This window comes from Alteromonas gracilis, assembly GCF_036870955.2.
Classification (GTDB): Bacteria; Pseudomonadota; Gammaproteobacteria; order Enterobacterales; family Alteromonadaceae; genus Alteromonas; species Alteromonas gracilis_A.
Genome location: NZ_CP145482.2, coordinates 4,380,603 through 4,392,388, shown reverse-complemented (window position 1 = coordinate 4,392,388; position 11,786 = coordinate 4,380,603). Strand labels below are relative to the sequence as shown.

The 11,786-nt window shown below is 45.7% G+C and carries 15 protein-coding genes; 9 read left to right on the top strand and 6 right to left on the bottom strand.

Annotated elements, in window-relative coordinates:
* Positions 1-50: 50 nt before the first annotated feature.
* Both V6N89_RS21155 and V6N89_RS21150 read left to right on the top strand, forming a co-directional pair.
* The gene (locus V6N89_RS21155) at positions 51-638 is read left to right on the top strand and encodes a cytochrome c oxidase assembly protein (RefSeq protein WP_338520184.1); all 588 of its coding nucleotides are present in this window, start codon (positions 51-53) and stop codon (positions 636-638) included.
* Between the two features lie 21 nt (positions 639-659).
* Entirely contained in the window at positions 660-1,538 is an 879-nt protein-coding gene (locus V6N89_RS21150) for a cytochrome c oxidase subunit 3 (RefSeq protein WP_346993222.1), read from the top strand.
* Between the two features lie 17 nt (positions 1,539-1,555).
* On the opposite strand, the gene V6N89_RS21145 is transcribed toward V6N89_RS21150, so the two are convergent.
* Positions 1,556-1,762, bottom strand: coding sequence for a DUF2909 domain-containing protein (locus V6N89_RS21145; protein ID WP_338519430.1), 207 nt, complete (start codon positions 1,760-1,762; stop codon positions 1,556-1,558).
* Between the two features lie 48 nt (positions 1,763-1,810).
* Here V6N89_RS21145 and V6N89_RS21140 point away from each other — a divergent pair, with 48 nt between their 5' ends.
* The 6 genes from V6N89_RS21140 to V6N89_RS21115 are packed head-to-tail and all read left to right on the top strand — an operon-like array spanning position 1,811 to position 6,356.
* Positions 1,811-2,515: an SURF1 family protein gene (locus tag V6N89_RS21140; RefSeq protein WP_338519428.1), complete on the top strand. Its 705-nt coding sequence runs from the start codon at positions 1,811-1,813 to the stop codon at positions 2,513-2,515.
* Positions 2,508-3,065, top strand: coding sequence for a hypothetical protein (locus tag V6N89_RS21135; protein WP_338519426.1), 558 nt, complete (start codon positions 2,508-2,510; stop codon positions 3,063-3,065). The genes V6N89_RS21140 and V6N89_RS21135 overlap by 8 nt, the downstream gene beginning before the upstream one ends.
* A 5-nt stretch (positions 3,066-3,070) precedes the next feature.
* Positions 3,071-4,210: a COX15/CtaA family protein gene (locus V6N89_RS21130; RefSeq protein ID WP_338519424.1), complete on the top strand. Its 1,140-nt coding sequence runs from the start codon at positions 3,071-3,073 to the stop codon at positions 4,208-4,210.
* A complete protein-coding gene (cyoE, locus tag V6N89_RS21125; RefSeq protein WP_338519422.1) occupies positions 4,203-5,120 on the top strand; it encodes a heme o synthase in 918 nt (305 codons plus the stop codon). Before V6N89_RS21130 ends, cyoE begins: the two co-directional genes overlap by 8 nt.
* Positions 5,117-5,764 (top strand): SCO family protein, encoded by a 648-nt coding sequence (locus tag V6N89_RS21120; protein WP_338519421.1) that lies wholly within the window; start codon positions 5,117-5,119, stop codon positions 5,762-5,764. Before cyoE ends, V6N89_RS21120 begins: the two co-directional genes overlap by 4 nt.
* Before the next feature lie 4 nt (positions 5,765-5,768).
* Positions 5,769-6,356 carry a GNAT family N-acetyltransferase gene (locus tag V6N89_RS21115; protein ID WP_338519419.1) on the top strand — a complete coding sequence of 196 codons (588 nt, stop codon included), beginning with the start codon at positions 5,769-5,771 and terminating at the stop codon, positions 6,354-6,356.
* A gap of 166 nt (positions 6,357-6,522) precedes the next feature.
* Here the strand turns inward: V6N89_RS21115 and V6N89_RS21110 are convergent, their stop codons facing one another.
* Complete coding sequence (locus tag V6N89_RS21110) at positions 6,523-7,560, bottom strand: polysaccharide deacetylase family protein (protein ID WP_338519417.1); 1,038 nt, start codon at positions 7,558-7,560, stop codon at positions 6,523-6,525.
* 129 nt (positions 7,561-7,689) lie between these two features.
* Between V6N89_RS21110 and V6N89_RS21105 the strand changes: the two genes are divergently transcribed.
* Positions 7,690-8,943 (top strand): MATE family efflux transporter, encoded by a 1,254-nt coding sequence (locus V6N89_RS21105; protein ID WP_346993221.1) that lies wholly within the window; start codon positions 7,690-7,692, stop codon positions 8,941-8,943.
* Positions 8,944-8,951: 8 nt separating this feature from the next.
* Here the strand turns inward: V6N89_RS21105 and V6N89_RS21100 are convergent, their stop codons facing one another.
* The 4 genes from V6N89_RS21100 to nfuA form a co-directional block, all read right to left on the bottom strand.
* Entirely contained in the window at positions 8,952-9,566 is a 615-nt protein-coding gene (locus V6N89_RS21100) for a class I SAM-dependent methyltransferase (RefSeq protein WP_338519414.1), read from the bottom strand.
* A 28-nt stretch (positions 9,567-9,594) separates the two neighbouring features.
* Positions 9,595-9,975: a VOC family protein gene (locus tag V6N89_RS21095; protein WP_338519412.1), complete on the bottom strand. Its 381-nt coding sequence runs from the start codon at positions 9,973-9,975 to the stop codon at positions 9,595-9,597.
* Between the two features lie 15 nt (positions 9,976-9,990).
* Positions 9,991-10,707: an aspartate/glutamate racemase family protein gene (locus V6N89_RS21090; protein WP_338519410.1), complete on the bottom strand. Its 717-nt coding sequence runs from the start codon at positions 10,705-10,707 to the stop codon at positions 9,991-9,993.
* A 367-nt stretch (positions 10,708-11,074) separates the two neighbouring features.
* Complete coding sequence (gene nfuA / locus V6N89_RS21085) at positions 11,075-11,653, bottom strand: Fe-S biogenesis protein NfuA (protein ID WP_338519409.1); 579 nt, start codon at positions 11,651-11,653, stop codon at positions 11,075-11,077.
* Positions 11,654-11,786 lie beyond the last annotated feature (133 nt).

The following is an 11,786-nucleotide window of genomic DNA, read 5'->3' as shown; positions in this document are numbered from 1 at the left end:
ATGAGGGGGCCGCTATCACCTCGACATAAATGCAGCGAAGGAGGGATGTGATGTCACAAGCGAGTGCAAATAACAAAATGGTACTTAAGCTTATCGCCATCGTCTTTGGGATGTTTGGGTTTGGCTTTGCGTTGGTGCCGTTATACGACGTTTTTTGCGATGTGACAGGAATAAATGGCAAAACAGAAAACTCTGCAGCCGTCTATCAGTCCGTCGACATTGATACATCACGAGAAGTGACAGTTGAGTTCATTACGCGCACCAACACGGGTATGCCGTGGGAGTTTCGCGCTGAAACCAAACGCGTAAAGGTACATCCTGGTGAGCTCAATACGGTGTCGTTTTACGTTAGAAACCCCGCGTCTAGCAACATTGTGGCGCAAGCTATTCCCTCTGTGTCTCCTGGAACCGCAGCACTTTACTTAAACAAGACAGAGTGCTTTTGCTTTAACCAACAACCGTTAGATGCAGGAAGTGAAGCCTACATGCCTATGCAGTTTTATGTCGACCCCCAGCTTCCTGAAGAAATTACCTATTTTACATTGCAGTACACATTATATGACGTCACCGCGAGAGCAAGTGACCTAACGACTAAACCGAATCCTTTTATGGTGGACTCATCGCAAAGCGGTGAGTAGCCAAAGGACAAGGAGAAGAAAATGCAGCAAGAATATCAAAAATATTATGTACCCGCGCAAAGTCCCTGGCCCATTGTGGGCGCGATAGCGCTGTTTCTTATTGCCGTTGGCGCAGGCAATTTTGTAGTAGAAGCAACTAGGGGTGAAACTGGCTACGGTGGCCACATCTTAACCGCAGGCATTGTTGTGCTACTTGTGATGCTTGTTGGTTGGTTCAAAAACCAAATTGATGAGTCAATGTCGGGCTTGTATAGCGACCAACTTGGTAGGTCATATCGTCAAGGGATGAGTTGGTTTATCTTCTCTGAAGTCATGTTTTTTGCCGCGTTCTTTGGGGCACTGTATTACGCACGTTTTATAGCAGTGCCTTGGCTAGGCGGAGCATCAAATAATGCAATGACTAACGAGGTGTTATGGCCGACCTTTGAAGCAATGTGGCCGCTAGTTAACACGCCAGGCGGTATCACCACACAGGAAATGAGTGCGGCGGGCTTGCCAACGATTAATACCGTCATTCTGCTGATTTCATCTATCACGCTTCACTTTGCCCACGTTGGTCTAGAGCAAAATAAGCGTAAGCAGCTTACGTTAATGCTAGGCGTCACTATTTTATTGGGCTGTGGGTTTTTGTTCTTACAAGTTGAAGAGTACATCCACGCTTATCAAGATTTAGGCCTGACACTGCAATCGGGTATTTATGGCAATACCTTCTTCATGCTGACCGGGTTTCACGGCATGCATGTGACCTTGGGAACCATCATCCTTATTGTGTTGTTTTTCCGAGTGTTAAAGGGACATTTTACGCCAGAAAACCATTTCGCGTTTCAGGCGGGAAGTTGGTATTGGCACTTTGTCGATGTAGTGTGGGTAATGCTCTACATCTTTGTTTATGTACTTTAGCTAAGCTTTGCCGAGCCCTAGTAAGGTCTAGGGTTCGGCGTAATTAACCCTGTACTAATAGCAACAAGAATAATAATAACGATTACCGCGGAGGTGAGTACTCTACGCCCAATGTATTTGCTCATAGGGCCATTTTTAGGGTCGTTTCTCATCATTACGCGCATTGCCATGAATAAGTTAACAATCATGTATAGCACTAAGGCAACTAGAATAATTTTGATCATGTCTCACACCTCTGTTTTTCTTTTTGGTTTGTGTAGGGCTTGTTAGTTATGTCTGCGCGCTCAAGCACGTTACTTCCATGGCTAATTACCGCAGTCAGCGTTGCGGTTATGTGTGCACTTGGATATTGGCAACTTGAACGCATGGTACAAAAACAGCAACGTTTAGCTAGCATAGCGCAAAAGCAAGGCAATGGAAGTATGAGTTTGGTGGCGGCGCTATCACATGATGACCCACGAGATATCCGTGTTGAATTCAGCGGCGTACCAAACCCTAAGCACCTCATCTATCTCGATAATCAAATTCACAATCAGCGTGTTGGGTTCGATATTGTCGTGCCTGTCAGTACCAATGCTGGGTGGTTGTTAGTGAATTATGGATGGGTACCTGCACCTGATTTCATGCGCACATTGCCCACTATTCAATTGGATAATGAACTGCTAGCTTTCGAAGGCGTGGTGTCAGTACCTGGCGCCAATCCTCTAGTGACAGAAACAAATGATGATTTGTCTCAATTTCCCGCACTTGTTCAGCAACTTGATTTCGCAGCACTAAGCCGTGGTTTAGGCATTCAGTTGTTGCCAGTCGTAATCCAGCTCACATCAGAAAATCCTGCATTTGCTCGCAATTATCAGCCTGTTGTGATGTCGCCAGAAAAGCACCTTGGTTATGCTGTACAGTGGTTTGGATTAGCCATTGCAGCAGCTGCCATAGGTGGTTTTGCAATTAGTAAGAAAGGACGTAGCAATGAGTAATACTGCATCTGTAAAAAATACCGCTTCAAAGAAAACGCTTCTTTTGATGATTGCGGTATTTGTTGTGCCAGTTATTTTAGCCAAACTAGCGCTTGAGAATGATTGGTTTACCAAGGCCGCGACCAATAAAGGTCAGTTATTGACACCTACTATTGATATGAGCGACGTGCTTGCGTCTTCACCGCCAAAGTGGCGCATGGTTTACGTTATGCCACAGCAGTGTGATGCAGTGTGTGAAAATGCGTTATTTAGTATTAACCAAGTATGGTTAGCACTAGGCAAAGAGTCAGATAGGGCTGAAGCCTTAGTGTTGCTGACTGACAATAGCGATCAATCTGCTATCGCAGCGCTTTCTGAATATCCTAATGTAAGTACGTTCACGTCTTCAAATACCGCCGGACTGGCGTCTAATAGTGTCTACATCGTTGATACACAGAATAACGCCATGTTGTTCTATGAAATCAAAAATGACAAAAAAGACGCTGTTATGGAGAGTAGAAATATGTTGGCGGACATCAGAAAGCTTTTAAAACTCTCTCGTATAGGATGATCGCCATGAAAAAGTTAACCCTTTTTAGTCTCTTTCTTGCAGCCGTTGTCATTATTCTCGGTGCCTATACTCGTCTCACTGATGCGGGCTTAGGTTGCCCCGATTGGCCCGGTTGTTATGGGAATTTAACGGTGCCGCTTAGCGAAGACAAAGTGGCGCAAGCTAATGCTGCTTATCCTGAGCGCCCAGTAGAAGCTTTCAAAGCATGGAATGAAATGATTCATCGTTATTTTGCAGGTACGTTAGGGCTATGTGTGCTTGCCATTGCGATCATTGCCATACGTCAACGCAAAACGGGAACTCCTTTGAGGCTGCCGCTGTTGCTGCTTGCATTAATTATTTTCCAAGCAGCACTGGGGATGTGGACGGTAACGTTGAATCTATTGCCTGTCGTTGTGATGGGACACCTGTTGGGTGGTTTTACCGTTATATCGTGCTTGTTTATTCTCTATCTAAGGTTGCGAGAACGAGACAATGCAGACCAAGCTGTTGATGGCTCGCTATCAACCATGCCGCAAACGTTGCAACACAAACTACGGCTTTTTGCTTGTGTAGGCGTCGCTGTACTTGTCACACAAATTGCACTTGGTGGTTGGACATCTGCAAACTATGCCGCGTTAGCGTGTACAGAGATGCCAATTTGTGAAAGTGGTTGGCAGGCGCGGTTAGACTTTGCGGGCGCCTACAGCGTACCTGACGCTGACAATTATGAATTCGGTGCGCATGACTATGGAGAGCGTGTGACTATGCATATCGTGCATCGGGTCGGCGCTTTGATTACTTTTGCATACCTGTTGGCACTGGGTGTATCTATCCTTATGTCAAAGGCAACAAGTTCTATGCAAAAGCGCATTGGGGTTGTGATGTTATCTGCGCTTACTGCACAAGTTGCCTTAGGGATTAGCAATGTGGTCTTTATGCTACCGCTGGCGGTGGCCGTTTTGCACAATGCGGTAGCTGCGTTTTTGTTACTCTCGTTATTGTATTTGGTTTTTACTCTTTTCAGTCACAATTCAACCGTTTCAGTTGGTCTACAAGACGGTGGGGACCACCGTTATTCTCAAGGTGTTTCTGATTCAGCAATCCCTTCTGCATCTTTCACTGCCCATTCTCTTACCAAGGCGCCCGGAGGTTTCCATGGCTAAAACAATCTCAATTGCTACCCGCTCGACAAGAAAACACAACACGGTATCGTGGCGAGATTACTATGAAATGACCAAGCCAAATGTAGTGATGCTACTGCTGCTGACAGCGCTGGTGGGAATGTGTTTAGCTACACCCAATTGGGTTAATGCCACAACGCTTATATGTGGTTTAGCTGGTATCGGAATGCTGTCTGCTTCTGCGGCGGTTATCAATCATGTTGTAGACCATAAAATTGACAGCATGATGGCGCGTACCTTCAATCGCCCTGTTGCTAAGGGAAAGGTTAGCGTAAACAATGCACTGTGGTTTGCGTTTGCACTCGGCGTCGTAGGCTTTGCAGTACTTGCGCTTTTTGTGAATATGTTGACGGCATGGTTAACCTTGGCAAGCCTAGTTGGTTACGCCTTTATCTATACCATGTATCTTAAGCGCGCAACGCCGCAGAATATCGTTATTGGCGGTCTTGCCGGAGCGGCTCCTCCTTTACTAGGATGGACTGCGGTTACCGGAGAAGTGCATGCGCATGCGTTACTCCTTGTGCTGATTATTTTTACCTGGACACCGCCGCATTTCTGGGCGCTTGCTATCCACCGTGAGAAAGATTATGCCAAAGCTAAGGTTCCAATGCTTCCTGTGACGCACGGTGTCTCATTTACTAAAACGTCTGTCTTGCTTTACACCGTGTTGTTGGGGCTAATTTGTCTAATGCCTTATTTAATTGGTATGAGCGATCTTATCTATCTGGTAGGTTCCAGTTTATTGAATCTTGGCTTTTTGGCGTATGCGATAAAGCTGAAGTATGCCGCAGATAGTCAAACCGCTATGAAAACTTTTAGGTTCTCAATCATTCATCTCATGGTATTGTTTGTGGTATTGCTGTTGGATCACTATGTACCTATAAGTTTATGAATCAAAGGATTTTAGTTGGCGTAATTGCATTTTTAGCACTATGTGCGGGCATTGTTGGGGCGTTATATATTGCGCCTCCTTCAATTGAAAATCAGAACTCGCCAAAATATTTTCAAACCTACCCTGAAGCTAGAGCACTTGCCCCTTTTGCGTTAACCGATCACGAAGGCAATCCATTTACCAATGCCTCGCTTGAAGGACAATGGAGCTTGGTATTTGTTGGCTACACGTTTTGCCCAGATATATGTCCCACGACAATGGCTGAACTAAACGCTATTTATCCTCAGCTTCAAGCGATAGAAAGTGAAGAGCCTATTCGAGTGGTGTTTGTCTCGGTTGACCCAAAACGTGACTCAATAAATAGACTTTCTGAATATGTGAGCTATTTTAATAAAGAGTTCGTCGCAGTGACTGGTGAGCACAAAGCCCTTTTCCCTTTCGTTCGCAATTTGGGCATGATGTACGCGATTGCTGACAGTACTGATGATCCGAACTACTTAGTTGACCATAGTGCGTCTGTCGTACTTATCGACCCATTAGCTCGCGTTACAGGAAGGTTTAAGCCCAGAAGAGAGCCAGGAAAGCTGTCGATAAGTGATTCTCAGCAAATACTGGAAGATATGCCAGTAATAATCTTGAAGTAGTTATATGGATATCAAAATCAGGCAAGGAGTGGCGTCTGATGCCGCTCAAACGGCTCCTCTTATTTTAAGTGCCGCGGAGTCATTGTTAGTATCTATTTTCGGACATAATCAAACCAAAACAGCCGACGGCTACCTTGCTCATGCGTGGCAACTGGGTGGTGGGCAATATGGCTTTCAAAACCACTGGGTGGCGGTGGACGGCAATCACATACTTGGTGTTGTCACTTCATGGCATAGCAAGTTAGGGGCAGAGTTTGACCGTGCAACCCTTGATAGCATCACGTCTTATTTTTCGCTAGACGAAGCTATGACAGTCTTGATGCGTAATCAGACTGTCGCGATTAACTTAACGCCTCCAACGAATACTGAACTTATGTTGGGCCACGTGGCTGTGGCTAAGCATGCAAAGCGAAAAGGCATAGGTACAGCTTTGGTAGATGCTATGCTCGCCAGAGCTGAGAAGCTAAATAAACGAAAGCTTGTTCTTGATGTCGAGCTTTCCAATATTGATGCAATTCGCTTTTATCAGCATGCGGGTTTTAGCGAAGAGTCCATTAACAAGGGATTCATTCGCTTTGCACGACCTGTTTAGGTAAACGTTTTCTCAGCGCTAAATGTGGTATCGCTCACCTGGCCCTAACCGACCTAATTCCTAGTCGGGGTAATTCCCATTACTGTCAGCGACAAAGAAAGGTTGAGAATACCAGTAATAGCGCCCGGGTTGCTGTATTGAGGGGGCCGTGCAGTTCACTCGAGACCTAGCCAATGGGCAGTGAAGCGTCGAGTTTAAAAGATACGGTATTGTCTTCTACACTGGTCTCAATAGGGTCGCCCCCGAAAAAGCACGTAACTTGAGATACTCGCATATCTTCGCTTTCAATTGTCAATCGAACAGGGTTGTCTAACGACCTTGTTTTCAACTGCGGGTCAGTTACAGAGCTGCTTTTGACAGGCATAGCCAGGCTATTGAGCTTAGTCTTTAAGCTCGATAGATTGGCGTAAGGCCCAGCAGCGGGAAAGCGAGGGAGTGCTTGCATACTGCTGTAAGGCCCAACTGCTCCTGAATGTTGGCCAAATCCAATGTAACCGTGTTTCTTGAGTTGCTGCTCTAAAGTTTGGTTATATTCGCCAAAAGGGTAAGCCAAGTATTGAGTGCCAATGGCCAACCGTGAATCTAATTGCTTCTGTGCTTCTTCGACGTTTTGCCATACATTTTCAAGCCATGCCTTTTGTCCCATGGACTGCATGTTGTTGAGCATGTGTAAATGATCCATGGTGTGGTTGGCAAAACTCACACCTTCATTACGCATGCTCTCTACTTGCTCCCATGTCAATTGCTTGGGGCCCACACCTATTTCTCCTGGGTTAATAAAAATAGTGTATGGAAAGCCCAGTTCAGTTAGTACAGGGTGTGCATTCTCTAATATATTGGCGTAGCCGTCGTCAAATGTAATCGCCACCGCTTTATCGGGCAAAGGCGTCTTGTTTTTCAAAGCGTTAACGACTTCTTGCAGTGACACGACAGCGTGGTTTTCCTTTAAATACACCATGTGCTCTTTGAATTTACTGGGCGATATGCTGGTGCTTGCAGGTGTTTGCGTTGAGACATGGTGGTATAGCAAAATTACCGCATTCGTGGGCATTGCCTCTTGTTGAACCGCAGCGGCAAACGCTTTGTTGGTGGTGTAGCTAATGAGTGTCAAACACACGCCGCAAAGTAACAACGCGATATACCGCATGACGTTGTGAGCAAGTAAGTTGAGGCTCGTCCAAGGCCTAAAATTAGTCAAATGCATGGTACACTCCTTTTTTGTTGCCACTTTATAAACGTCACGAAACCATTGAGATCAGCCAATGCCTCGCTCTTCTGAATCACAGCTTCTTTTTTTAAGGATCATACACGTCTATTAGCGCTAGCGCTGCCAATGATTTTGGCAAACATAACAACGCCCTTGCTTGGGCTAGTCGATACTGCTGTTTTAGGTCATATGTCAGTGCCTGCCATGCTTGCAGGAGCGTCGGTAGGGGCATTGATTCTTACTCAAATTTATTGGGTTTGTGGTTTTTTGCGCATGTCTTCAACAGGCTTAAGTGCACAGGCTAAAGGCAGTGAAAATGCACATGTCGAGTCGGCTAAAGTACTGTGGCAAACCATTATTGTGGCTTTGGTATTGGGGATACTGGTATTAGTACTTCAAACCCCTATTTTGCAAATTGGCTTGGCGTTGACCAATCCAAATGAAGAGGTGGCGACACACCTTCAGCACTACTTTGATACTCGAGTGTGGGGAGCGCCAGCAGCGATGCTGAATTTGGCGCTTGTCGGCTGGTTGGTGGGGCAGCAACGCACGCGTAGCGTTATGCTTATTCAGATAATTGGGAATCTTTTGAATGCCGGGCTAGATGTGTTGTTTGTGTTTGGTTTGGGGTTTTCCGTGGTAAGCGTTGCACTGGCCAGTGTCTTTACAGAATATGCGATGGTTATACTGTCACTGGCCGTAGCATTAAAACACGTTGGGGGTGTCCAAATTTCCTCTGCGTGGTTTAACCGTGCTGCGCGAAAAGTCATACTTAAATTAAATGGCGATATGCTTATACGCAACTTGGCGCTACAAGCATGCTTGGCATTCCTCACCATGCAAGGTGCACGCTATGGCGAAACGTCGGCAGCGGTGAACGCAATTCTCATGCAGTTCTTCGTGCTAATTGCGCTAGGGCTGGACGGTATTGCTTATGGTGTTGAAGCGCTTGTGGGTGAAGCAAAAGGCACGCAAGACAAACAAGAAATAAACCGCAGAACGTATCAAGGCTTGTTGTGGTCTTCGCTGTTTGCCGTACTCTACAGCATTGTTTTTTATATTGCTGGTGAAGAGATCATAGCAACGCTTACCCAGCACATTAGCATCATCGATGCCGCTACCCCCTATTTGCCCTTGATGGTGCTATTGCCTATGCTCGGACATTGGTGCTTCCTGTATGACGGTGTATTCGTTGGGCTAACGCGAGCAAGTGCCATGCGCAATACTATGGTTATAAGTGCACTGTTTGTGTTCTTTCCCGTATGGTATTTCACACAACATCAAGGCAACGTCAGTTTATGGTATGCTTTACTTGCCTTTTTACTGGCAAGAGGCGTGACACTGGGGTGGTCGTTTTATCGGATGGACAAACTTGCTTAAAAACAACGTCAACGTTTTTGCGCAATAACAATGGTGTGCTGTTCAGGATACTGATCGTATTCTATGTGACGAATAAAACACCCTTCCTCAATGAGAAGAGAAATATAGCCGTTTATGCCGATTGACGCATAATAGACTTCGGGGCCCATTGCACAATTTGTATGACTACCTGAGTCGTCCACACCGCCACAACTAAATAGTAAAACGCCTTCAGATGGCAAGTGACTCACAAGCTTTTTCAATACGGGCGCGTGCTTGTCTAATGGAAGATGCCAAAAGCTGTCCCAAGCGCTGAAAAACGCGTAGGTTTTAGGGAGCGAGAATGTGCAAATATCGTCGTGGTAGAAGGTGTGTTTTGGAAAGGCTGAGCGTGCGAGTTTTAGCATCTCTGCTGAAATATCAATGCCTTCATAGTTCAGCCTTGCCTCTTCGATAATGGGGATAAAGCGATTGGTACAGCCACAGCCAATATCTAAGGCTGCGGCATTGTGCGTTACCAAGGTATCAGGTAAAAACGTCAGCGCTTTTTTGTAAGCTGCGACGCCGTTCTGGCGATTGAAGCCCTCTCGGGTCCACCTATGCGTAATGCTGTCATACGCCTTACCTGTTTGCTTTGGTGTCACGTGTCATCCCTATTGTGTAATCTTGCCGCTAACGCACTATATGCGTTGCGCAAAGCTTGTTACCTGACGGGTCGCGTAAATAAGCAAGATAGAGTTGGCGTTTGTCGTTGCCACGGATACCAGGAGGATCTTCGCAAGCCACTCCCCCATTTTCGCAGCCTACTTTGTGCCATTCATCAACAATATCTGGTGTGCGCGCAGCTAGCCCCAAAGTGGTTCCATTTCCATGCGTCGCTTCTTCGCCATTAATTGGCTTGGTCAATGCAAGAATACCTTTAGGCGTGTAGTAAAACACTCGGCCATACTCGTCAAAAACGCCTTCATCATAGCCTAGCACGCCCAGTATGGCGTCGTAAAAACGCTTTGATGCGTCTAGGTCGTTGGCTCCAATCATTACATGGCTAAACATAATCGTGTCCTTTCTTTAGTCTTGTCGGTCTTTACTGTTTTGCGAGAGTGCAAATTTCACGGCCGCCTGAGCGTGAATGGACGTGGTGTCAAAAAGACGAACAGGAGTTTGTGATTGTTGTACTAATAACGCTATTTCCGTGCACCCTAAAATAACGCCTTGGGCACCTTGCTCAGATAATGCGCTTATAACATCAATATACGCGCTGCGTGACTTAACACAAATCACACCCTTGCATAATTGTTCATAAATAATGTTATGGACTAGTTGTCGTTGCGATGTATTGGGTATAAGGACCTTAATACCAAATTTCTCTTTTAATCGTTCAGTATAAAAAGGTTGCTCCATGGTAAATTGAGTGCCAAGAAGCCCCACTGTGCTAACACCCGCCTCTTGCAGCGCTTTGCCTGTTGCATCGGCAATGTGCAGCAAAGGTATAGACACGGCTTCTTCTATTTGTGGGGCAACCTTATGCATGGTGTTTGTACAAATTACGATAGCGCTTGCGCCCGCGTTCTCTAGGCGCTTCGCTTCATCGCTTAGCATGCGTGCCATATCGTCCCATTTACCTTGATGTTGAAGTTGCTCAATGGGGGCAAAGTCAACGCTGGACAGTAAAATGCTGGCACTATGTAAGCCCCCAAGCGCATCATTTACACCACGATTTATCGCCTGATAGTAACTCACTGTTGATTCCCAGCTCATTCCACCAATAAGGCCTAGCTTTTTCATATTTTTGCGATACCAAGGTTCTGAGAAGCCAAGCTAACACTGTGCCGTGTCACTGTGGGCATTACAAGAGTTTCAATAACACTAGGTGCCTTACAGGCTAAAACTTGGGTGGCGTTTTTTTGTTATTGATAGAAGAGAGCCGATGGAGAAATATGCCGATGTAACCCAGCATGGCCAGCCCAAAACCAACAAACAGTACGGCAAGAGAAAGGTAATTAAGAAAGATTGAATATTGACTTAGAGTAAACAATAGCACCGCGCTTAAGCAACAAAAATAGATAACCCTATTTTGAAGCGTTGCCAGCTTTGGTGTATGTCTTTGAGTAGCATGATAGCTATGGCTTTATTAACCGAGCGAGATAGGCAGTTAGTAATACGAGTGCTCACCTGCTTGGTGCTCAGTTTCATCGCGTACGCCGTTTAGCTCACCCGCAAACTGCTCAAGCATCTGCTTTTCGATGCCTTCTTTTAGCGTAACGTCTACCATTGAGCACCCATTGCAGCCGCCGCCAAATTGCAAAATAGCGTAGCCGTCGTCAGTGACCTCTACAAGCATAACTTTACCGCCATGGTTAGCTAGCTGTGGGTTAATTTCTGACTCGATCATGTAGTTAATGCGCTCTACTAGGGGCGCGTCATCAGCAACTTTGCGTGCCTTGGCATTTGGCGCTTTAAGCGTTAGCTGTGAACCCATTTGATCGGTAACGTAGTCAATTTCAGCTTCATCAAGGTATGGCGCACTTTCTTCATCTACCACTGCATCAAACCCATTGAACGGCAAACGCGTATCAGTAGGTTCAACGGCATCAGGCGGACAATAGGACACGCCGCATTCAGCCGACGAAGTGCCTGGGTTTACGACGAATACACGAATATTCGTGCCAGACTCTTGTTTACTCAGCAGTTTTACGAAGTGAGCCTGGGCTTCTTCTGATATAGTTATCATCAGCAAGTCCTACAAATTTAAAAAGTTAGACATAGTGTATCAAATTTACCTGAGTAAAACAGTCAGGTATTAATTAAATAAATTATTTCAGTAAATCGTATTTGTTGAATGCGCCGCCATGTCGGGTAACTTC

Excerpts from the sequence above, each read along its gene's own strand:
- V6N89_RS21155 (WP_338520184.1), top strand. The coding sequence starts at position 51 with ATGTCACAAGCGAGTGCAAATAACAAAATGGTACTTAAGCTTATCGCC.
- V6N89_RS21150 (WP_346993222.1), top strand. The coding sequence starts at position 660 with ATGCAGCAAGAATATCAAAAATATTATGTACCCGCGCAAAGTCCCTGG.
- V6N89_RS21145 (WP_338519430.1), bottom strand. The coding sequence starts at position 1,762 with ATGATCAAAATTATTCTAGTTGCCTTAGTGCTATACATGATTGTTAAC.
- V6N89_RS21140 (WP_338519428.1), top strand. The coding sequence starts at position 1,811 with ATGTCTGCGCGCTCAAGCACGTTACTTCCATGGCTAATTACCGCAGTC.
- V6N89_RS21135 (WP_338519426.1), top strand. The coding sequence starts at position 2,508 with ATGAGTAATACTGCATCTGTAAAAAATACCGCTTCAAAGAAAACGCTT.
- V6N89_RS21130 (WP_338519424.1), top strand. The coding sequence starts at position 3,071 with ATGAAAAAGTTAACCCTTTTTAGTCTCTTTCTTGCAGCCGTTGTCATT.
- cyoE (WP_338519422.1), top strand. The coding sequence starts at position 4,203 with ATGGCTAAAACAATCTCAATTGCTACCCGCTCGACAAGAAAACACAAC.
- V6N89_RS21120 (WP_338519421.1), top strand. The coding sequence starts at position 5,117 with ATGAATCAAAGGATTTTAGTTGGCGTAATTGCATTTTTAGCACTATGT.
- V6N89_RS21115 (WP_338519419.1), top strand. The coding sequence starts at position 5,769 with ATGGATATCAAAATCAGGCAAGGAGTGGCGTCTGATGCCGCTCAAACG.
- V6N89_RS21110 (WP_338519417.1), bottom strand. The coding sequence starts at position 7,560 with ATGCATTTGACTAATTTTAGGCCTTGGACGAGCCTCAACTTACTTGCT.
- V6N89_RS21105 (WP_346993221.1), top strand. The coding sequence starts at position 7,690 with ATGATTTTGGCAAACATAACAACGCCCTTGCTTGGGCTAGTCGATACT.
- V6N89_RS21095 (WP_338519412.1), bottom strand. The coding sequence starts at position 9,975 with ATGTTTAGCCATGTAATGATTGGAGCCAACGACCTAGACGCATCAAAG.
- V6N89_RS21090 (WP_338519410.1), bottom strand. The coding sequence starts at position 10,707 with ATGAAAAAGCTAGGCCTTATTGGTGGAATGAGCTGGGAATCAACAGTG.
- nfuA (WP_338519409.1), bottom strand. The coding sequence starts at position 11,653 with ATGATAACTATATCAGAAGAAGCCCAGGCTCACTTCGTAAAACTGCTG.